General features: G+C 41.7%; 20 protein-coding genes. 16 read left to right on the top strand and 4 right to left on the bottom strand.

Annotated features, from left to right (window positions below; genetic code table 11):
- The first annotated feature begins 4 nt into the window (after window positions 1-4).
- The 5 genes from cyoB (at window position 5) to FE392_RS11415 (ending at window position 5,339) form a co-directional block, all read left to right on the top strand.
- Window positions 5-1,987, top strand: a complete 1,983-nt coding sequence (gene cyoB, locus FE392_RS11435; protein WP_319930356.1) for a cytochrome o ubiquinol oxidase subunit I — start codon at window positions 5-7, stop codon at window positions 1,985-1,987.
- Complete coding sequence (locus FE392_RS11430) at window positions 1,987-2,598, top strand: cytochrome o ubiquinol oxidase subunit III (RefSeq protein ID WP_319930355.1); 612 nt, start codon at window positions 1,987-1,989, stop codon at window positions 2,596-2,598. The genes cyoB and FE392_RS11430 overlap by 1 nt, the downstream gene beginning before the upstream one ends.
- Entirely contained in the window at window positions 2,598-2,930 is a 333-nt protein-coding gene (locus FE392_RS11425) for a cytochrome o ubiquinol oxidase subunit IV (RefSeq protein ID WP_319930354.1), read from the top strand. The genes FE392_RS11430 and FE392_RS11425 overlap by 1 nt, the downstream gene beginning before the upstream one ends.
- 12 nt (window positions 2,931-2,942) lie before the next feature.
- The gene (gene cyoE / locus FE392_RS11420; protein ID WP_319930353.1) at window positions 2,943-3,827 is read left to right on the top strand and encodes a heme o synthase; all 885 of its coding nucleotides are present in this window, start codon (window positions 2,943-2,945) and stop codon (window positions 3,825-3,827) included.
- 144 nt (window positions 3,828-3,971) lie between these two features.
- Entirely contained in the window at window positions 3,972-5,339 is a 1,368-nt protein-coding gene (locus FE392_RS11415; protein WP_319930352.1) for an MFS transporter, read from the top strand.
- Window positions 5,340-5,533: 194 nt separating this feature from the next.
- Here FE392_RS11415 and FE392_RS11410 read toward each other — a convergent pair whose 3' ends face one another.
- Complete coding sequence (locus FE392_RS11410; protein ID WP_319930351.1) at window positions 5,534-7,030, bottom strand: glycoside hydrolase family 18 protein; 1,497 nt, start codon at window positions 7,028-7,030, stop codon at window positions 5,534-5,536.
- A gap of 420 nt (window positions 7,031-7,450) precedes the next feature.
- A complete protein-coding gene (locus tag FE392_RS11405) occupies window positions 7,451-7,942 on the bottom strand; it encodes a YajQ family cyclic di-GMP-binding protein (RefSeq protein WP_319930350.1) in 492 nt (163 codons plus the stop codon).
- A gap of 173 nt (window positions 7,943-8,115) precedes the next feature.
- On the opposite strand from FE392_RS11405, the gene panE reads away from it, so the two are divergent.
- On the top strand, window positions 8,116-9,024 hold the full coding sequence (gene panE / locus FE392_RS11400; protein ID WP_319930349.1) for a 2-dehydropantoate 2-reductase: 909 nt from the start codon (window positions 8,116-8,118) through the stop codon (window positions 9,022-9,024).
- Complete coding sequence (gene yajL, locus FE392_RS11395) at window positions 8,987-9,583, top strand: protein deglycase YajL (RefSeq protein WP_319930348.1); 597 nt, start codon at window positions 8,987-8,989, stop codon at window positions 9,581-9,583. The genes panE and yajL overlap by 38 nt, the downstream gene beginning before the upstream one ends.
- Window positions 9,584-9,643: 60 nt before the next feature.
- On the opposite strand, the gene thiI is transcribed toward yajL, so the two are convergent.
- A complete protein-coding gene (gene thiI, locus FE392_RS11390; protein ID WP_319930347.1) occupies window positions 9,644-11,092 on the bottom strand; it encodes a tRNA uracil 4-sulfurtransferase ThiI in 1,449 nt (482 codons plus the stop codon).
- A 255-nt stretch (window positions 11,093-11,347) separates the two neighbouring features.
- Between thiI and xseB the strand changes: the two genes are divergently transcribed.
- The 9 genes from xseB to FE392_RS11345 all read left to right on the top strand — a co-directional run bounded on the left by xseB (window position 11,348) and on the right by FE392_RS11345 (window position 21,170).
- The gene (gene xseB, locus FE392_RS11385; protein WP_092510166.1) at window positions 11,348-11,605 is read left to right on the top strand and encodes an exodeoxyribonuclease VII small subunit; all 258 of its coding nucleotides are present in this window, start codon (window positions 11,348-11,350) and stop codon (window positions 11,603-11,605) included.
- 4 nt (window positions 11,606-11,609) lie between these two features.
- Complete coding sequence (ispA, locus tag FE392_RS11380) at window positions 11,610-12,527, top strand: (2E,6E)-farnesyl diphosphate synthase (RefSeq protein ID WP_319930346.1); 918 nt, start codon at window positions 11,610-11,612, stop codon at window positions 12,525-12,527.
- A gap of 184 nt (window positions 12,528-12,711) precedes the next feature.
- Window positions 12,712-14,577, top strand: a complete 1,866-nt coding sequence (gene dxs, locus FE392_RS11375) for a 1-deoxy-D-xylulose-5-phosphate synthase (protein ID WP_319930345.1) — start codon at window positions 12,712-12,714, stop codon at window positions 14,575-14,577.
- 151 nt (window positions 14,578-14,728) lie between these two features.
- Window positions 14,729-14,902: a 2OG-Fe dioxygenase family protein gene (locus FE392_RS11370; RefSeq protein ID WP_319930344.1), complete on the top strand. Its 174-nt coding sequence runs from the start codon at window positions 14,729-14,731 to the stop codon at window positions 14,900-14,902.
- Window positions 14,903-14,904: 2 nt separating this feature from the next.
- Window positions 14,905-16,131 carry an MFS transporter gene (locus FE392_RS11365; protein ID WP_319930343.1) on the top strand — a complete coding sequence of 409 codons (1,227 nt, stop codon included), beginning with the start codon at window positions 14,905-14,907 and terminating at the stop codon, window positions 16,129-16,131.
- 264 nt (window positions 16,132-16,395) lie between these two features.
- Window positions 16,396-17,142: a helix-turn-helix transcriptional regulator gene (locus FE392_RS11360; protein WP_319930342.1), complete on the top strand. Its 747-nt coding sequence runs from the start codon at window positions 16,396-16,398 to the stop codon at window positions 17,140-17,142.
- On the top strand, window positions 17,130-18,131 hold the full coding sequence (locus FE392_RS11355; protein ID WP_319930341.1) for a LacI family DNA-binding transcriptional regulator: 1,002 nt from the start codon (window positions 17,130-17,132) through the stop codon (window positions 18,129-18,131). Before FE392_RS11360 ends, FE392_RS11355 begins: the two co-directional genes overlap by 13 nt.
- Before the next feature lie 38 nt (window positions 18,132-18,169).
- Window positions 18,170-19,624, top strand: coding sequence for a Na+/H+ antiporter NhaC (gene nhaC, locus FE392_RS11350; RefSeq protein ID WP_319930340.1), 1,455 nt, complete (start codon window positions 18,170-18,172; stop codon window positions 19,622-19,624).
- An 865-nt stretch (window positions 19,625-20,489) separates the two neighbouring features.
- Entirely contained in the window at window positions 20,490-21,170 is a 681-nt protein-coding gene (locus FE392_RS11345; RefSeq protein WP_319930339.1) for a helix-turn-helix transcriptional regulator, read from the top strand.
- A gap of 137 nt (window positions 21,171-21,307) precedes the next feature.
- Here FE392_RS11345 and FE392_RS11340 read toward each other — a convergent pair whose 3' ends face one another.
- Complete coding sequence (locus FE392_RS11340) at window positions 21,308-22,024, bottom strand: aspartate/glutamate racemase family protein (RefSeq protein ID WP_319930338.1); 717 nt, start codon at window positions 22,022-22,024, stop codon at window positions 21,308-21,310.
- Window positions 22,025-22,437 lie beyond the last annotated feature (413 nt).

Genomic DNA, 22,437 nt, shown 5'->3' with positions numbered 1-22,437 from the left:
AGGCATGTGGGGAAAATTAACACTGGATGCAATCCCATTACATGAACCCATTATTGTGGTGACATTGATTGGGATTTTGCTTGGGGGACTGGCCGTTGTTGGTGCCATCACCTATTTCGGTAAGTGGAAATGGCTCTGGAGTGAGTGGTTAACCAGCGTTGACCATAAGAAAATCGGTGTCATGTACATCGTTGTAGCCATGGTAATGATGCTTCGTGGCTTCGCGGATGCCATCATGATGCGTGGACAGCAAGCTCTTGCTTCCGCTGGCGAAGCAGGTTTCCTGCCTCCGCACCATTATGATCAGATCTTTACCGCCCACGGCGTTATCATGATCTTCTTTATGGCGATGCCTTTCGTTGTCGGCCTGATGAACATTGTTGTTCCTCTGCAAATTGGCGCGCGTGACGTTGCATTTCCATTCCTGAACTCTTTGAGCTTCTGGCTGTTTGTTGTCGGTGTCATACTGATGAACCTCTCTCTGGGGGTCGGTGAATTCGCACAAACGGGTTGGTTGGCTTATCCACCTCTGTCCGGCCTGGAGTACAATCCGGGGGTCGGGGTCGATTACTGGATATGGAGTCTTCAGATCTCCGGTGTCGGTACCTTGCTGACAGGTGTTAACTTCTTCGTGACTATCCTGCGCATGCGTGCACCAGGCATGTCCATGATGAAATTGCCTGTCTTTACATGGGCTTCACTGTGCACCAACGTACTTATCATCGCTGCGTTCCCAATCTTGACAGTCACAGTTGCACTGTTAACTCTGGACCGCTATCTGGGCACCCATTTCTTTACCAACGATATGGGCGGCAACATGATGATGTACATCAACCTGATTTGGGCTTGGGGTCACCCTGAAGTTTATATTCTGGTTCTGCCTGTCTTTGGTATCTTCTCTGAAGTTACTGCAACATTCTCGAAAAAACGCCTGTTTGGTTATACCTCACTGGTGTGGGCGACAATCGTTATTACCATCCTGTCGTTCATCGTATGGTTGCACCACTTCTTTACCATGGGTTCCGGTGCGAACGTCAACGCCTTCTTTGGTATCGCCACAATGATTATCTCTATCCCAACCGGGGTTAAGATCTTCAACTGGCTGTTTACCATGTACCGTGGTCGTATCGAATTCAAAACCCCAATGCTGTGGACTGTTGGCTTCCTGGTCACGTTCTCCATTGGTGGTATGACAGGTGTTCTGCTGGCCGTACCTGGTGCGAACTTCGTTCTGCACAACAGTTTGTTCCTGATTGCTCACTTCCATAACGTTATCATTGGCGGTGTAGTATTTGGTTGCTTCGCAGGTACAACTTACTGGTTCCCGAAAGCGTTTGGTTTCACATTGAACGAAAAATGGGGCGTCCGTGCTTTCTGGTTCTGGATCACAGGTTTCTTCGTTGCCTTTATGCCGCTGTACGCGCTGGGCTTCATGGGGATGACCCGTCGTCTGAGCCAAGATATCAACCCTGCATTCCACCCACTGCTGGTTGTTGCAGCTTGCGGCGTAGTTCTGATTGCTCTGGGTATCTTGAGTCAGGTTATCCAGTTCTACGTAAGTATCCGTGACCGCGACCAAAACCGCGATCTGACTGGTGATCCATGGGGTGCACGTACTCTGGAGTGGGCAACTTCTTCCCCGCCTCCATTCTATAACTTTGCTGAAGTTCCACACATCCAGTCTCGTGATGCATGGTGGGATATGAAAGAAAAAGGCAACGAGTACAAGCGTCCAGCTAAATATGAAGAAATTCATATGCCTAAGAATACCGCAGCTGGCGTGGTTATCAGTGCATTCTGTCTGATATTGGGCTTTGCTTTGATCTGGCATATCTGGTGGATGGCGATTGGAAGCTTTGCTGGCATCATTATCAGCTGCATCGTGAAAAGCTTTGATGAAGACGTTGATTACTACGTCCCTGTAGCTGAAGTCGAAAAAGTTGAAAATCAGCGTTACGAAGAACTGAGAAAGGCAGGTGTGAAATAATGTCGACTCAAACCCTTAACAACACAGCCGCCCATGACGCTCATGGGCACCACGATGCAGGAGCCAATAAAGTATTTGGTTTCTGGATCTACCTGATGAGTGACTTGGTTCTGTTTGCAAGTCTGTTCGCTACTTATGCAGTGCTGGTTAACGGCACTGCTGATGGCCCAACAGGTAAACAAATTTTTGAACTGGACTTTGTGCTGGTCGAAACCTTCTTGCTGCTGTTCAGTAGTATCACTTATGGTTTCGCCATGCTGTGCATGAATAAAGGTAAAGCCGCTCAAGTTAACCTGTGGCTGTTCATTACCTTCTTACTTGGCCTTGGCTTCGTTTCAATGGAAGTCTATGAGTTCCATAAACTGATCTCAGAAGGTTATGGGCCAGATAAAAGTGCATTCCTGTCTTCCTTCTTCGCACTGGTTGCAACTCACGGTCTGCACGTTACCTTCGGCCTGATCTGGATTATCGTTCTGATGGTTCAGGTTGCACGCCGTGGTTTAACTGAAGTAAATCGTACTCGTCTGAACTGCCTGAGCTTGTTCTGGCACTTCCTTGACGTTGTGTGGATCTGTGTATTTACTATCGTTTATCTGATGGGAGCTATGTAATGAGTCATCCAAATACTTCTCATTCCGGCGCCAGCCACGGTAGTTTCAAAACCTATATGATTGGTTTTGTACTGTCAGTCATACTGACCGTGATCCCATTCTGGATGGTGATGGAAGGTACAGCTTCACAAAGCACCATCCTCATGACTGTGGTTGTGATGGCAGTTATTCAGATCTTCGTTCATTTCATCTGCTTCCTGCATATGAATACGTCGTCTGAAGAGCGTTGGAACCTCGTTGCTTTATTATTCACATTACTGGTCATCGCTATCGTTGTTGTTGGCTCCCTGTGGATTATGTACAACCTGAACATCAATATGATGGTTGATTAAGGGTTGATTTGAATGATTAAGCAATACCTGCAAGTGACCAAACCAGGAATTATTTTCGGAAATCTAATTTCTGTGATTGGTGGTTTTCTACTCGCTTCCAAGGGAGTAATAGATTACCCCTTATTCTTTGCAACGATGGTCGGGGTATCGCTGGTGGTAGCATCAGGTTGTGTATTCAACAACTATATCGACCGCGATATCGACCGTATCATGGAAAGAACGAAAGAAAGGGTCCTTGTGAAAGGGCTTATCGATCCGAAAATCAGCCTGATTTACGCCTCAGTGTTAGGTATTGCTGGCATGGTGCTGCTCTATGTAGCAGCCAATGCCTTAGCAATGTGGTTAGCGTTTATCGGATTTGTCATTTATGTCGGGGTTTATAGCCTCTACATGAAAAGGAAATCTGTGTACGGCACGCTGGTGGGTAGTTTGTCAGGCGCAGCGCCTCCAGTTATTGGCTACTGTGCGGTAACAGGGCACTTTGATACAGGTGCGCTGATCTTATTGCTGATCTTCAGCTTATGGCAAATGCCCCACTCTTACGCCATTGCTATTTTTCGGTTCAAAGATTATCAAGCCGCCAATATCCCAGTATTACCAGTGATTAAAGGTATTTCCGTCGCGAAGAACCACATCACGTTGTACATTCTGGCCTTTATGGTTGCTACCTTGATGCTGACCATCAGTGGTTATGCGGGTTATAAATATCTCATCGTAGCAGCAGCAGTGAGTATCTGGTGGCTGGGTATGGCATTATCAGGTTACAAAACGTCTGATGATCGTATTTGGGCCCGTAAGTTATTTATGTTTTCTATCATCGCTATCATGTCATTGAGCGTTATGATGTCTGTAGATTCATCGGCATCACCAGAAAGCCTTCTGACTTACGTCTGGTAATATCAAAGATGACAGGTTCGCCCTGTCATCTTTTTTTCCTTTCCCCCGATTTCTGTATTCAATGGCAACTTATTCGGTCAAAAACATACACTTCATGTTTTCCTTCCCTAAATAAAATGTCATAACAGATTTGTAGAGGTATCCATGAACGATAATAAAATGACTCCGCTTGAACTTCGGGCAACATGGGGCTTAGGTTCAATTTTCTCTTTGCGCATGCTAGGCATGTTCATGGTTCTACCTGTTCTGACAACCTATGGTTTAGAATTACATGGCGCGACCGAAGCACTGATCGGAATTGCCATTGGTATCTATGGATTAACACAAGCGATATTCCAAATTCCATTTGGATTACTTTCAGACAAAATTGGCAGAAAGCCGCTGATAATCGGTGGCCTGCTTATTTTTGTATTAGGCAGCATTATTGCCGCATGCAGCGACTCTATTTGGGGCATTATCGTCGGGCGAGCCTTACAGGGCGCAGGGGCTATATCAGCGGCAATCATGGCATTACTTTCTGATCTCACCCGGGAGCAGAATAGAACAAAAGCCATGGCATTTATTGGCATCAGTTTTGGTATTACATTCGCTTTTGCTATCGTTGTTGGCCCTATTATTACTCATCATATCGGCTTGAATGGCCTGTTTGCCGCCATCGCTGCTCTTGCGGGTTGTGGGATCTTAATTGCACTATTTGCCGTACCAAATACACATAATCATTTATTAAATCGCGAATCGGGTATTGCCCGTGGCAGTTTTAAACGTGTGCTTTCTGATCCTCAACTATTGAAACTCAATTTTGGCATTCTAAGCCTGCATACCCTATTGATGTCGAGCTTTGTTGCCCTGCCACTTATCATGGAAAAAGCGGGCTTTCCTCCACAACAACACTGGAAAGTATATTTAATCACGACATTAATTTCTTTCGTCGCTGTTTTGCCTTTCATTATCTACGCCGAAGTAAAGCGTCGAATGAAGCAAGTTTTTTTACTTTGCATTGGTATGTTGTTCATTGCTGAAGTTGTTTTGTGGTCGCAAGGAGCAAATCTTTGGGGGATTTTTGTCGGTATTCAAATTTTCTTCCTTGCCTTTAATATCATGGAAGCCATCTTGCCTTCACTTATCAGCAAAGAAGCTCCTGCGGGTTACAAAGGCACGGCTATGGGCGTCTATTCAACCAGCCAGTTCCTTGGGGTTGCATTGGGAGGAAGCCTTGGTGGGATGCTTTATCAACTACAAGGAGCATCATTAGTCTTTATCGGCGGGATCGCACTGACCACACTTTGGTTTATTATCAGCCTTACCTTACGACAACCTCCCTATGTCAGCAGCATTAGGCTTGTTTTACCCAACCAATTGAGTGATCCAGATATTTTAGAAAAAGAAATATTGGCACAAGCTGGAGTGAAAGATGTTGTTATCGTCCCAGAAGAATTCAGTGCTTATATCAAAGTCGATACAAAACAGACTGGCCGTGAACAATTAGAAAAAATTGTCGCATACCACAAATAGTCGCTTGAATTAGCAGCAAGTAAAATTTGTGAAAAAAAGTACGGTGCCTAATCATAGCTGTTATCTATTTCAAATTGCGGTACTACCAATTACCATAGTCTGAAATTTACCAGCTATAAACACCGTACTATTGCATTAATAAATTATTCAGAAAACTCCATTAACAATAACCTATACTTTCCTATAAGAAGTGATTACTTACTTGTTTTACCTTTATAATAGAACGGTTCCATATCGATTTTTCTAATCAACAAAGGGCAGCCTAAACCTTCACGCGCCGCATTGACCAATAACCCGCTATCCTGATCCGCAGTCCAAGTAAAAACACCGCCCAGATTTTTTTCCAGTGCATACTGTGACTTCGCTTTTACGGTACGGGGCGTATCGATTGACAGGAAAAGTTTACTATTTGGATTATAAAGATAATCAGCATCCGCAATTTCATCGGTATAAAGCGTAAAATAATTTAAATCTTGTCGAGATTCCAAATCGAGATAATTATATATTGTGTCATACCACTCTGTTGTTCCCGATTCAAATGTTCCTGTCGTCGTATCTATACCAGGACTATAGTGCCCAGCCAACGGAGAATGACTTGTAATATTGGCATTCTTGGCATTACGCGAATAACCAGCATAGCCAATATTAATAACCTGAGGCGGAACACCTTCACTCAACAAATACTCTACAGCATTTTCGACACTGTGTTCACTGTTAGGATAACGGCGTAAGTTAGTATGATGCATTAATTTGTCTGCCCACGGTGTACCAAAGAAATCATAAGTCATGACATTCACACCATATAAACCGGCATTCAATAATTCAGGTATTCTGGATTTTTTCATAATAGCCGGAGAAGCAGAACAGGCAATACTGATTTTTATATCTGGGCGCCCTTCTCTCTTGAAAGCCTGAGATAAATCGTGAATCAGGCTAATATAATATTGCCCATCTTCTTCATCATACGGGTTATTATTCCCAGCAGCTCCCGGATATTCCCAATCAATATCCACTTCCGTGAACATAGGAAAACGCTTAAATATATCAATCAAGCTAGATATGAAATTAGATTTCAGCTCCTTATTTCTGACCATATGGTAGAAACCATTACTCATCGTCCAGCCGCCGACACTGAACGAGATTGCCAGATCATGGCCTTGTGCCTTTGCTGCGCCCTGTACTTTTGCCAATCCTCCCAATATACCCATTGCGGCTGCCTGATTAAAATCTCTGGGCATTTGAATGTCTTTCCAGGCAGGGAAAGTACAATTTACATAAGATTGGCAATCCCCCCACTCATCAGTAAAAGTGACTTCCCCTTTCTTATAACGCGCAAATTTAGGTGCTGCGTTGGATATTGCATACCCTTTTTCGCCTTTATCGCCCAGTATTCCGCAAAAACCAACAATCAATTTATCATAGGCAAAAGGATTATCCAGCAAGTGTTGCAAGTTAATTCCCCTTCCTCTCGCCTGAGGAAGTTGATGACCTTGTAAACGCCCATCATATTGGGCCCAATCGGTATAATAACCTATAACTTTGGGTTTATTTTTAACGTCATATTTATTATAAACCGGTAAAGCAACCCGTCCTGAAGTATAACTGAATTTTGTGGTTGCTGTTGCCGGATTAAAACGGTCAAAGCAATATGACTCACAAGTAAGTTTATCTGGTTGAATTATCTTTGACATATACTTTCCTTTTTAAAATTAGAATTACATGTCTAACGTTATAACTTCAGAAATAACATTAACTCATATGGATTTTATTTAATACCTCATCATTTATTAGCACTATGTTATTAAATACATTTTGTTAATTTAAAGAAAAGCATTAAATCATCCCAAGCAGGAATAATTAACCACTTTTAAATAATCAAAGATAAAATAAATCACCGCCTCGATAATGTACGTTCTTTAACACACCAATAATCCCGTCTAAATTTATTCATAAATATGAATTACACTTCAATTTTAAAAGTGAATATTAAACAAATATTTTTGATGCTGATTTATTTTGCAATGAGAAAAAATAACAAAGGCAAACCCAGAGCGAAAGTTTAACAACCTTCGCTCTGGATTAATTCACGATTGCTGGCTATTTTGCCAATTTTAGTCGCGGAAATTTGTAAACTGGAAAGGCTGCCCCAGTTCTGCTCCTCGAACCAACGCGATCACACTTTGCAGATCATCACGCGCTTTGCCAGTGACACGAACTTGTTCACCCTGAATCTGGGCTTGCACTTTCAACTTACTGTCTTTGATGAGTTTCACAATCTTTTTTGCCAGCGGTGTATCAATGCCTTGCAGCAGCGTTGCATCTACACTGTATGTCTTACCGCTGTGAAGCATATTTTCAGGAATATTGAGCACGGAACCATCGATTCCACGTTTGGCAAATTTTTCACGTAGAATGTCAACTAATTGGTTTACCTGAAAATCTGATTCGCTCGCAATCTTGACCGATTCATTTTTCTCATTCAATTCAAAACTCGCGTTGACGTTGCGGAAATCCCAGCGATTGGTTAACTCCCTCTGTGCGTTTTCGACTGCGTTACGCACTTCCTGCATATCAACTTCTGAAACAATATCAAATGATGGCATTATCCGTCACCTCCTGCTAATCAATAAGTCGGCATGATAACCGCTTTCCATTATTGGCAAAAGCTCTATACTCAAGGGCTTGGCAATCTTTTGAGTTTATCCTGATTTTTGAAGTCATTTAGTATTACATTACGTGCCGAGGCCCTGATGAAAGCATCCCTCAAGGAAGAAATATGAAAATAACCGTTCTTGGCTGTGGTGCTATAGGTAAACTGTGGCTCGCTGCCTTATCTCAACAAAACCACGATACGCAGGCATGGCTAAAAATTCCACACCCTTTTATCACCGTACAGGTCGAAAGCGCCAAGGGGGTGTTTAATCGCCAGTTGCCAGCCAATGATGAGCAATTCCTCGCTGAAAGTGAGTTACTTCTCGTCTGTTTAAAAGCATGGCAAGTTTCTGATGCCATAAATCACCTTGCAGGCAAACTTTCTCCCCATTGCCCGATCTTGCTCTTACATAATGGTATGGGTTCGCAAGAAGAGTTTTTTCCTTTACCCAACCCTATGTTAGTTGGCGTAACAACGCATGGCGCCTATCAGGAGAATGGGATTGTCTACCATAAATCACAAGGTATGACGCACATTGGCGCAGTAACAAGCAATGCTTATAAATTTAATTACCTGGCAGATATCCTGCATCAAGCGCTCCCCGATGTTGCCTGGCATAATGAAATACACTCCATCTGCTGGATGAAACTTGCCGTCAACTGTGTCATCAATCCACTGACAGTCATGTATGATTGCAAAAATGGCGATTTAAAACATCATCGCGCAAAAATTCAGGCGTTGTGTGACGAAATTCACGAAGTCATGGAATTCGATGGCATTCATACAACCAAGCAGACTCTGCTTGAAAGTGTCATGAATGTGATTGAGCAAACCTCGGAAAACTATTCATCCATGCTGCAAGATATACGGACGCAGCGACATACAGAAATAGATTACATCACTGGCTTTCTATTGCACCGGGCACGTATACACGGCCTGCAAGCCAGAGAAAATGCCAAAATTTACCAATACATTAAGAGCAAGGAGGAAGAATATGAACGCCTCAGCACTCATTTGCTTGGCTCACGGTAGTGAAGAAATCGAAGCAACCACAACAATTGATTTACTTGTCCGAGCGGGCATTAAGGTTACAGTCGCAAGCACAGAAACAGACGGTTCCCTTGTATTAACCTGCTCACGGGGCGTTAAAATTGTCGCTGATGTCCCTTTGGTTGATGTGGTCGACGAAGATTTCGATGCAATTATCCTTCCCGGTGGAATAAAGGGGGCAGAATGCTTTCGCGACAGCTTATTGGTGGTAGAAAAAATTCGCATAGCGCAAAGTCAGGGGAAAATAATTGCCGCAATCTGTGCCTCTCCCGCCATCGTATTAGAACACCACCAGCTTTTTCCCATCGGAAATATGACTGGCTATCCCAGTCTGAAAGATAAAATTTCACCCGAAAAGTGGATTGATAAACGCGTTTATTTTGATGAGAGAGTCAATTTATTGACCAGCCAAGGGCCTGCGACTGCTTTTGATTTCGCATTGAAACTCATTGAATTATTGAAAGGAAAAGAGCAAGCAGCAGATGTTGCCGCTCAGTTGGTTTTACCACCCGGCATCAATAATTATCAAAGCCTTCAATGAACAATATCGGGCTGCTTTTAGGATATTCCCCACCAGCAGCCCGATATCATCATGTTAAAATTAAGGCCGGTAGACCTTCACATTTTCAAAACCTTGCTCACGCAGATACAGCGCCTGTAATCGGCTCATCACACCACGCTCACAGTACAGCAAATACGTTTTTTCTTTTGGCAGGTCACCAAACTGAGTGCCTAATTTATAGAAAGGTAATGAATGGATTTCAATGCCATCCATATTCAATGGACGCTCATCCTGCTCATCAAGGGAACGGATATCCAGCAAAATGTCATTGGCAGAAAACTCCGTCACCATTTCAACTTCAACAACCTGTTCACTGGCTTGTTCTGCAATCTGGCGAATATCGATATTCTGAGCTTCACTCACCACACGCTCTAAGATCTCAAAATTGAAGTTATCTTCTTCCGCTTCAATCTTGGCTTTAACCGCTTTTACGGTCGGGCTTTTCGAGATCACACCACAGAACTCAGGCATGGTACGGGCAAAATCTTCGGTGCCAATCTCACGAGCCAACTTAATAATGTGCTCTTTATCATGAGAAATCAGCGGGCGAAGGATTAACGTATCCGAAGCATTATCAATCAATCTTAAGTTGGTCAGCGTCTGGCTGGATACCTGCCCCAACGCTTCACCTGTTACGATTGCCTGTACGCCATAACGTTCTGCAACTTTAGATGCCGCTCTGACCATCATTCTTTTCAGAACAACGCCCATTTGACCATCATCGACTTTTTCCAGAATTTCAGCCACAACAGGCTCAAAATCCACGGCAACAAATCTGACTTTATGGGAACTGCCAAATCGGTTCCATAAATAATGGGCAACTTGTTTCACACCTATTTCGTGGGCAGAGCCACCGAGGTTAAAGAAGCAGTAATGTACGCGACAGCCACGGCGCATAAGCATATAGCTGGAAACACCGGAATCAAACCCTCCGGAAATCAGCGACAGCACATCCTCCTGAGTGCCAATCGGGAAACCACCGATCCCTTCATGGCGAGCCTTAACCAAAATCAGTGTATCTTGGTTAATTTCCAGATTCACAGTCACATCAGGCTGTGTCAGCTTCACCTTAGCCGATTCAATATGTTGATTCAGGCCACCGCCGACATAACGCTCGACTTCGTTGGAGGTAAAACTGTGCTTACCGCGGCGCTTGGCGCGAACACAAAATGTTTTCCCATGTAATAAATGACCATATGTTTCGTAGGTTTGTTCAAAGATATGATGCAAATCACGAAAATCTCGCTCTTCAACTTGAAGAATATGGTGAATACCTGGAATGCGTGTTAGTGCGTCACAAATTTCTGCACCGAGATTATCATTTTTAACGCGAACTTCGATATTATCCCAATGGCGAACAACAGCAATTCCTTCGCCAAAAGTTTTCAACACATTGCGGATATTGCTGGCAAGAATTTTAATGAAACGTAACCGGACACTCTGGCTCTTAATCGTAATTTCTGGGAATAATTTAATGATAAACTTCATAGTAAGATATAGTAGTCATTCAATATTGAACTATCACAAACAATCCCAATGATTGTTATTAATCAATGGCTGTTCAAATGTTCAGTTGGATAGGGTGCAGAGTATAACACCATCTCGCTATATCGCCTGTAAAAAAATCACCTGAAAAAACGGTGGTAACGCATGATTTATTTTTCTTGGTGTAGTAGGGTACTCTGCAATTCTGTAACGAACTTCTTTGCTGTGATTCGTTAAATAACCATAAGTTAACTCATTATGTCTAAAGCAAATCAAACATCAGAAACCGAAAAAAGCCCAGCATTTGAAACTTCTTTGAAAGAGCTGGAAGAAATCGTTATTCGGCTGGAGTCAGGGGAACTTCCCCTAGAAGATGCCTTGAATGAATTTGAACGCGGAATTCAACTTGCAAAACAAGGCCAAAAAACCCTCCAGCAAGCGGAACAACGAGTGCAAATTTTATTGAATCCTGACGCACAATCTCCTCTTGATGAATTTTCGTCCGACGCTGAGTGAATTTATGTCCATACAATATGAGATCCCTTTCGAAGAACAATTGAAAGCTTGCCAGCAACACATTAATGACAAATTAGTGGCAACCTTTTCTTCATTACCTTTTTTTGACAGCCCATTAGGCACAGCAATGCAACATGGCGCTGTTTTGGGGGGAAAACGCCTGCGTCCATTTTTAGTTTACAGCGTAGGCGAAATGTTGGGGCTTACAAAGAAAAGCGTTGATGCCGCGGCCTTAGCATTAGAGTGCATTCATGCTTATTCTCTGATCCACGATGACCTACCGGCAATGGACAACGATGATTTACGCCGTGGGCAGCCGACTTGCCACATTAAATTCGGTGAAAGTCAGGCTATTTTGGCAGGAGATGCATTACAATCGCTGGCTTTTGAGATTCTTGCCACACAAGATATGCCCGATGTTGCCCCATTAGACCGCATTGCAATGATTGCTGAGTTAGCAAGCGCCAGTGGATTTGCAGGCATGTGTGGTGGGCAGTCACTCGATTTAGAGGCAGAAGGCAAGCAAATAGATCTGGCGTCTCTGGAGCAGATCCATCGCCATAAGACTGGTGCCTTAATACGGGCAGCAGCTCGTCTGGGCGCTTATGCCGCCGGGCAACGCGGGCGTGACGTGCTTTCATTATTGGATCAATACACCCATGCCATTGGTCTCGCGTTTCAAGTACAAGACGATATTTTGGATGTCATTGGCAATACCGAAGTTATTGGTAAACGTCAGGGTAACGATCAGCAACTGGGTAAAAGCACCTATCCGGCGCTATTGGGCTTGGAGCAGGCACAGAAAAAAGCCTATGACCTGTATGAAGAAGCCATCAGTGCACTCACCGAGCTGGAAAAAAAATCATATAACACTGTGACATTAAAAAAATTGGCTAGTTTTGTTATTGAAAGAAACAGCTAAGGCTGTCAACTATAAGAACAATCAGCCATATTGGCACCCAGTTTAATATTATAAATAAGTTATCTAACTACCCAAAAAATCAATAAAAGCACCTTATGGGGTGAACCCGACAATTACACACCGATAATAACAGGGTTCTTTACATTCAACTTCTAACGGATATAGCATTTTATACAGGCATAGCATGAGCATTGATATAGCGAAATATCCAACATTGGCATTGGCAGAAACTCCAGAAGAGCTTCGCCTGCTACCTAAAGACACTTTGCCAAAGTTATGCGATGAACTGCGTCAATTTTTGCTGAACAGTGTTAGCCGCTCCAGTGGTCACTTCGCTTCCGGCCTTGGCGCAATCGAATTAACCGTCGCACTTCACTATGTGTATAAAACTCCTTTTGATAATTTGGTCTGGGATGTTGGGCATCAAGCCTATCCACACAAGATCCTGACGGGGCGACGCGAACGCATTAATACTATTCGCCAAAAAAATGGCCTGCACCCCTTCCCGTGGCGGGATGAAAGTGAGTATGACACCTTATGTGTCGGCCACTCATCCACTTCAATCAGCGCAGGCCTGGGGATGGCCATCGCGGCAAAGCATGAAGGCAAGGGCCGGAAAACAGTTTGCGTAATCGGAGATGGGGCCATTACTGCGGGCATGGCTTTCGAAGCCATGAACCATGCGGGAGATATCGATCCTGACATGCTGGTTATCCTCAATGACAATGAAATGTCCATTTCTGAAAACGTCGGCGCACTGAATAACCACCTGGCACAATTGCTGTCTGGCAAACTGTATACCACCCTGCGTGAAGGTGGAAAAAAAGTCTTTTCCAACTTACCCCCAATTAAAGAGTTGCTGAAAAAAACCGAAGAACATCTCAAGGGCATGGTGGTTCCCGGAACATTATTTGAAGAACTTGGGTTCAATTACATCGGGCCTGTCGACGGCCATGATGTACTGGCGCTGACCCAAACTCTGAAAAATATGCGTGACCTGAAAGGGCCACAGTTCCTGCACATCATGACTAAAAAAGGCCGTGGTTACGCTCCGGCAGAAAAAGATCCGATTAGCTGGCATGCAGTACCGAAATTTGATCCGGCTATCGGCTCCCTGCCAAAAAGTACCGATACTCGCCCGACTTTCTCCAAAATATTTGGTGACTGGCTGTGTGAAGAAGCCGCCCAAGATAACAAACTGATGGCAATAACCCCTGCCATGCGGGAAGGCTCTGGCATGGTGCGCTTCTCCCGAGAATATCCTGACCAATATTTTGATGTCGCCATTGCAGAACAGCATTCTGTCACCTTTGCGGCAGGGCTGGCTATCGGCGGCTACAAACCGATCGTCGCCATTTACTCGACCTTCCTGCAACGTGCTTATGATCAGGTGATCCACGACGTAGCTATCCAAAACTTGCCCGTTCTCTTTGCCATCGACCGTGGCGGCATTGTCGGGGCGGATGGTCAAACCCACCAAGGAGCTTTTGACCTCTCATTCCTGCGTTGTATCCCGAATATGGTCATCATGGCACCCAGCGATGAAAATGAATGCCGCCAAATGCTACATACCGGGCATCACTATCAAGCCGGGCCCGTTGCTGTCCGCTATCCCCGCGGAGCCGGCATAGGCGCTGAACTTCAACCACTCGAGACATTGCCGATTGGTAAAGGTGTAATCCGCCGTCAGGGAGAGCGCATCGCAATCCTGAACTTCGGTACATTCTTGCCTTATGCACTGCAAGCAGCCGAAAACCTGAATGCAACCGTGATCGACATGCGCTTTATCAAACCATTGGATAAAGAGTTGGTACTGGCAACAGCGGCCAGCCATGATGTTTTGGTAACTCTGGAAGAAAACGCCATTATGGGTGGTGCGGGCAGTGGTGTGAATGAACTGCTGATGCAGGAAAAACTGTCAGTTCCCGTATTGAACCTCGGCTTACCGGATTACTTTATACCGCAAGGTACGCAACAAGAACTGTATGCTGATTTAGGACTTGATGCCGCAGGCATCCAGAATAGTATCGAAAAATATCTGGCTAAATAACTTCTTATAATGGATGAGTGTTTATTCTAAACACTCATCCATTTTTCTTTATATTCATATTTATTTTTTTCCAGATATTACCGCCCTGACGCAGAAAACCCACTCCAATTAAATCGGAATACTTAATATCGCTCATCCACCATCTCTAAAGGTGAATATAATCCTCACCGCAATGGAGCACTTTCTTAAAACACTCGCAATAAATGATAAACAACTTTATCATCGGGCAGGCAGTGTTCGGCAAGTATCTCCTACAAACGTGGCATTTCGGGATCTATTGCTGGTGACCTTCCGGCAACTTCCTGAACAACAAAAGAGCAAATAATAATGTCAAGCCAGGAAGAAAGTTTGAATTTGCGTGGGTCTGGTTTTAATGTCTTACTTATTGTCAGTGCCCGATTCGTCTCCGATTTTGGTGCGTTTCTGAATATGGTGGCACTCTCCACCTATGTGTACTTACTCAGTAACAGCGTTATGCACGTCAGCATTTTTCTCGCCTGTCGTGTTGCGGGCGGCATTATTGCCAGCCTGATCGGAACGCCATTTTACAGGCGATTTGCAGGAAGATGGCCGTTAATCTTTTTTGATTTCGTACGCGTTATTTTGCTGTCCCTGCTATTGATGGTTCCGGGCTCACAGCAGTTACTGATTTTACCGCTGATCGCCTTTGGTGTTGGCTTGGGCAACTCGATGTTTGCCATTGGGCTTAACAGCCAATTACCGTATTGGGTACATGCTGCACAGCGCATATCAACGAACGCCTGGCTTACCTCCGTTGCTGCAACGGGGGCTGTATTTGGTAGCCTTGTCTCAGGGCTTCTGGTTGCAAGCAGTGGTTATGAAATGGTATTTACCGTCAATATCATCACCTACTTGCTGGCTGCAATCCTGATTATGCCTCTGCGTTTTATCTCCTTACCGGAACAAAAAACATCAAGGGCACTCAGTAATGAATGGCGTGAATTACGCTTTGGCTTGCGCGGAGCCCCTGTGCTGGCGGGAATGCTCTTCCTCAGTCTGGCAGACACACTGGGCAGTGCCGCCCATAACGTCGGATTCCCCATCATTTCTAAACTCCTGACCCCCGATAATGCCAGCACTACAATGGGATTACTGCTGGCAACATGGGCAATAGGAAAATTCAGTGGCGCGCGGCTGGCCAATTATTTACTCCGCAGTCGTAAGCTGCCGAAAATGGAGAAACTCTTCTTTATTGGAGTAGCCCTGATGTCGACAGGATTTATCCTGACCTTCCAACAAACCAGCCTGTTCTGGCTGCTGCTGTTTGCCATTTGGGCGGGAATTGGAGATGGGATCGCCGAAGTTAGCCTGATATCACGAGCGCAAAGCGAACCGGAAAACTTGCGGCTGCCGATTTTCAGTTTGCTGACATTGTTACAGATGACAGGATTCGGAATTGGTATGTTACTTGTCGCTCCGTTTTACGTCTGGCTGCCACCTTCTATCGTCATTCTGCTATTTCATGGCTTGCCGCTGACGGTGTTAATCGTTCTCCTTATATGGGGAAAGCATTTTATGGCACCTAAAGCATAAATTTATTATCCCACAGGTTTCAATATCAAAGTATAACGTGATATGCATCACATTATAACACCCCATGAAAGCGCTTACATGGATAGTAAGCATTTCTCACATTTCATCAATAATAAATTTATTACTCTCCTTACGATGTCAGCCATAGCAGAAATTTACAATGCATGGTTAAAAATAGTTTCAATTTAAAGCTAATTATAATAACGATCAAAATTCAACCAATAAAGGCAGGTATATGTATTAAATGAATGTTGAAGGTTATCTATGAATCAAATCACTCCTCAGTTAACAAACATGTGGGATAAAAGTCATGATTCATGGTTCATAAAAGATAAAAAGCATCGTTTTATCTATGCAAATAAGGTGTTTCTTAAATTGAGTAATTTACCTGAAAATTTTGACGTCACAGGACTTACAACGAGCGCTTTACCTACATCGTATAGCCATCTTGCACATCAATTTGAAGAGCATGATCGAAATGTTTTGCAATTCATGCAGCGCATATCATCGGTTGGTACTTATTTTCAAAGTAATAATAAACAACTAAGACCTTATTCTTGCGAAAAATATCCATTGATAGATGAAAATCATCAATGCATTGGAGTAATCGGCCATATTAAAGAAATACATCACTTTTCGGTGCATCATTATATTAATAATAACAAATCCATATCTGTTAACATTACGCCACCAAACAACACCCTAACAGAAAAAGAGTGGTTGATAATTTTTTTATTCTGCCGAGGCATTAGCAATAAAGGTATTGCTTACGAAATGAAAATTTCAGTTCGTACATTAGAAAAACACTTTAAAAACATCTACGAAAAACTATCAATAAACTCAATTTCTGAACTGAAAATGCTATGTGAAGAAAACAACTATGATCTATATATTCCGCCAAATTATTTTAAATATATAGGCCATTATTTTTTACAACCAAGAAATTTAGAATTTCAAAGCGACGATAATTTACCATGCATAACAACTGAGGAGAACGCATGGCCACAATGAAAGATGTCGCATATAAAGCAGGAGTATCTGTCGCGACTGTCAGTCGTGTCATTAATAATACTGCTTACGTTGAGCCCGGCACTCGTGAGCGTGTCGAAAAAGCCATGCGCGAATTCAATTACCGCCGGAACTCTGCTGCACTTGCTCTAGCGAAAAGATGTGGAAATATGTTGGGGCTGTTAACTGTTAATTTGGCAGATCCTTTTTTTGCTCTTTTATCGAAAGGAGTTGAAAAAATAGCCAAAAAAGAAGGTGCCAAATTAATGGTATGCAGTGGCGGGCATCAGGAAGAACTCGAAAAATCTGCCTTAGAATTTTTAATTAACCAAGGTTGTGAAGCGATAGTCGCTCATGTGAGTAGGATGAGTGATGCAGATATATTGCGTTATGCAGCCCATACACCTGGGTTGGTTATCATCAATCGATATTTACCTGCCATCGCTAACCGATGTATTTGGTTAGACAATGTCAGTGCCTCTCACACTGCAACTAATTATCTTCTCCAAAATGGACATCGGAAAATTGCTTATGTAACAGCAGACATACCAATTGATGACAGGAGGCTCCGCCTGAAGGGATATTATGCTGCAATGGCCGATGCAGGGATTACAGTACCCAACGATTGGATTATCAGTGCTCCATTCAATGAAAAAGGTGGGGAACTAGCAGCAGAAAAACTTTTGGAAAAAGGGATCAATTTTACAGCTGCATTAACATTCAATGATGTTATGGCGGCAGGGATGATGCGTTCCTTACATCGGAGAAAAATTAGCTTGCCAGAACAACTGTCTATCGTTGGGTTTGATGATATTGTCACGGCTCAATATCTTTATCCCTCCCTTACTACCGTACATAACCCAGTAGAACAGATGGCTCAACGAGCGGCTCATTTGGCATTACAACTCAGTTCAACAAAAGAAATTGTTCCACAAATGAATATGTTTTCCGCTGAGCTTATCGTTAGGGATTCTGTCTGTTTAATAAAATAATTTTTACTTCAAAAAACGATCTAAGACTGGATTTTTATATGTATGGTAAGAAAAAACTCAATCTAGCGCTTGCTATATTACCACTTGCGGCGATGCTTCCTCTACTGATTATTGGCTATGGTCAATTAGGATTGCGCATTGAATCTTTATTACTCACATCAGCAGGTATAGCCGCGGCCCTTGCATATTGGCAAGGCTATCGTTGGAATGACATTATTGATTCTATCGTGTCACAACTTACCAAAGTAATGCCAGTAATCATGATACTGATTTGTGTTGGGGGATTAATTGGCACCTGGATGTTCAGTGGCACGATACCCTATATGGTTTATTGGGGATTAAAACTTATTAGCCCTCAATATATACTCATTACCGCTTTCTTTATCACAAGTGTTATTTCTGTTTGCACAGGAACTTCATGGGGATCGGCTGGTACTGTCGGCGTGGCTCTTATGGGAGTTGCCGCTAGTCTTGATGTATCTTTAGCAGCAGCAGCTGGCGCAATTGTTTCAGGTGCATATTTTGGTGATAAAATTTCACCGCTATCTGACACAACTAATTTTGCAGCTATCGTTGCCGATACCGATCTTTACAGCCATATTCAACATTTACTGTATACCACTCTCCCAAGCTTTATTTTAGCCGCTATTGTTTATTTTATTGCGGGACATACAAGCCTAGCCGGAAATGTGGCAACCCCTGAGAAAATAACCGAAATCATATGCTCGCTTGAAAACTTATATCATTTCAATCCATTGCTGATTTTGCCGCCAATGCTGGTTTTATGGGGGGCTATGACAAAACGCCCCGTAATCCCAACCATGCTGGCTGCGTGTGTATTGGCGATTGTGATAGGTGCTACTCTTCAAGGATTTACTATTAAACAAGGCCTTCATGTATTAATTGATGGTTTCAATCTCTCGATGTTTTCTGAGCAGGAACACAACATTGCCGGCATCATTAGTGACGTTCCCCGCTTGCTTAATCGTGGTGGCATGTCCTCAATGATGAGCACTATATTACTTATATTTTGTGCATTTGCATTTGCCGGTGCTTTAGCACTCACAGGCGCTTTGACTATTATTATTAACCAACTCCTGCAAGCTGTTCATACAACTGGAATGCTCATTACAGTTACTCTGGGTACAACTATTCTCCTCACCGGAGCAACCTGTGATGGAAGATTAGCTCTTCTTATTCCGGCAGAATTGTTCAAGGAGGCTTACCGTAGGATGGGGCTGGACAATAAAAATCTATCACGAACCATAGAGGATGGTTGCACCGTGATCGAGCCGCTGATGCCTTGGACTTCAGCTGGAATTTTCATGGCAACTACATTAGGTGTCAGTACACTTGATTTACTGCCTTGGGCAATTCAATGTTACGCCGCTGCCTTTCTGGCCCTCATTTATGGCTTTACCGGTTTCGGCATAGCAAAAACTACACAGGGAATTTTTCCGAATGAAAAAAGCTGTTACCGTAAAATCATCTAATCTCAATTTAATAATAAGCTGCAACAATACTTAATATAAAAAATCAACCCATTGATTTTTATTTATTTTTTTACGGTAACAATAAAGAGAACTTTATTTCAAGCCACATATTTTTTAGCTATATTTTTTTCATCTAGTTACCACTTTTATAATCATAATGTGCTCTATACCTGAAATGATACACTCTTTTTTCTTAGACGAAATTCTAATTTCATGGAATATATTATCAATTCTTATTTTTTATTGTATTAAAATTATATTGTTATAATTGTTTTCCCTGATGCCAGCGTTTTTATACAAGAACTACACACTTGGCGATTCTAAAATCATTGATTTATTAACAATGAAACCACATAAAAATATTTTTTACCGCGATGAATTACTTAATATTTTAGCTATTTTCATCAATATTGGAAGCGTAAAAAATACTTTAATTCATTCTTTTTTCTCAAGAAAGTAAACAATGCAATAACACAACATATTAATAATCTACCCACGTGAAATTTAACGCATAAAGATCCTCTTAAGTCAACTTAATGAATAAAAGTAAAATAATATTTTTTATTAAAATATATTTTTAAAAATCATAATAAACACCTGCCCTTACTAGCCAATCTATATATTTTAATATATCATTAGCCCATTGAAAAATTAATAATTAAAATCATCAACAACCTAACAAATAATTAAAATGAAATTAATTTCAAATAGAAACAAATTTCTATATTTAAATTAAACACATTCAGATAACAAATTGCAAAATAATATATCTTTATCAAATTTTTATTAATTTAAAATTATAGATCAATAAAAAATTAATATCTTTAAATATTAAATCCAGTATATTTCCTCAAGGAATAATAACATGAGTAATAAACTTATCATTTCACCTCAAATAATTAATACCCTAGCAGCAAGCAATGATCCCTGGGGCATAAAAGCTAAAGATTCATGCTTTATTTATGGAAATGAGGCCTTGAGCACTATTAAAGGATTTTCTAAATCATTTGATTTTGAAGGATATTATGATGATGAATTGCCTTGGAATGGTGCTGAATTTGCAAAGGAATATATTTATCATGACCAAAAAGTTATGAAAGAAGAAAGAGCATATGTTTCACTTGAAACACATATTTGGGGTGAAGATAAAATACTATCATCTTACTTTTGTGAAAAAACACCTATTTATCAAAACAATGGAGATTGCATAGGTATTATATATCATCTATGGAAAGCTCAGGATTATTCATTAACTCGTCTATATCATGGAAAACTTCCTGCATCCATTATGTTTCAGCCTCCTACCAATCTATTTACACAAAAAGAATGGAATATTATTTTTCTTTCTTTACACAAATACTCCAGTAAGCAAATTGGTAAGATATTAAATATCTCCTACCGTACTGTAGAAAATTACACAGCACAAATATATAAAAAGATTGGTGTCAGTTCAGCTCAGCAATTAGAAGAATATTGCCGACTTAATAATTTTGACCTCTATGTCCCGGAGCAGTTTTTGCGTCGAGGAAGCCATCTTTTAGATTAATGCAAGATGAAGATTTATTTTATTCCCTATAGCTAACCATATAAATTAAATATAATTTTTTACAAAAAACCTGATAGAGCGCTATTAAACGCTCTATTAAAAACCTACAATTTAATTGCCTTGATTTTTTACATTTATTATTTAGGTGTAAATTTAAACTGGTAAAATCTATGAATAGCCTCTTCTGCTAAGCTTAATGCTGTATCCACTATCTTCACAGGTCGATTTATTACACTGTTTTTTATCAGGGGACTGATATCTGTACAAGCTATGAGTAACACATCGGCTTTTAAAGCTTCTACACATGACAATATTGAACTCCAAGCCTTCAGCACCTCATTATTGTCAAATCCCTTTTCTTTAATTAGTGTAATTAACTCTGTTGTGCGATCACGTAACTCTATAGATAAAACAGGCTCTTTACCTGCTGCATAAATGCGTTCCTGATAAAATTCAGCATCAATTGTAGGCTCGGTGCCAACAATCGCTATTTTTTTACAATCAGAAGAAATTTTTGTTAGGGCACAATCAGCTATATGCAGGACAGGTATACCAGCGCTGGCTTGAGTCATATACGAATAATATCTGTGGGCAAGATTACACGGAACGGCAATCAGATCGACCTCTGCTCTGACCAAATCTGCAATGCCACCCTCTAATGCCTGTATCATTTGAATATCATCAATGGCCCGCCCTGGATAAAAAGGGGTAGGCAAAGAAATAATATGCATTTTAGGAAAATCCATATCATACTTTGCACCATACAAAGACTGAGAAGCATCTACCAACATATCGACAAAAGGCGCAGTAGATCTTGGCCCCATTCCAGCAAGTACACCAATTGAATAAGACATTTAGATACCTCTCTGTTTGGACAAATCCAATAAGCGAAATATCATAGGATAGATTGCTAAAATAGCAACAAAAATATCAAATAAAACAATAAATAACCATACTTTAAATAAATTCAATCACTATTACTTTCTTTACGGGAATACATTCATAAAACCAATAAAATATTTAATAAAGTGCAAACATGTTTACCTGAAAATTAACCATTCCGCACCTATTATGTTTATATTTTATCTAATATTTTTATCCAACGATATTCTCAGAACCAGCTGTTCCTTTCGATGGGCTAATCCTATCCAGCTCAGCTAAAATAGCTGTAATCTGTTGTTCAAAATCTGTTGGCTTTATTTGTTTGCGAAACCAAGGTAATGGTCCTTGCCGTTTAAAATCAACTGAACTGACAGACTCTTTTCCT

The organism is Xenorhabdus santafensis, assembly GCF_033949405.1.
Classification (GTDB): domain Bacteria; phylum Pseudomonadota; class Gammaproteobacteria; order Enterobacterales; family Enterobacteriaceae; genus Xenorhabdus; species Xenorhabdus santafensis.
This window is presented reverse-complemented; position numbering and strand designations above follow the sequence as displayed.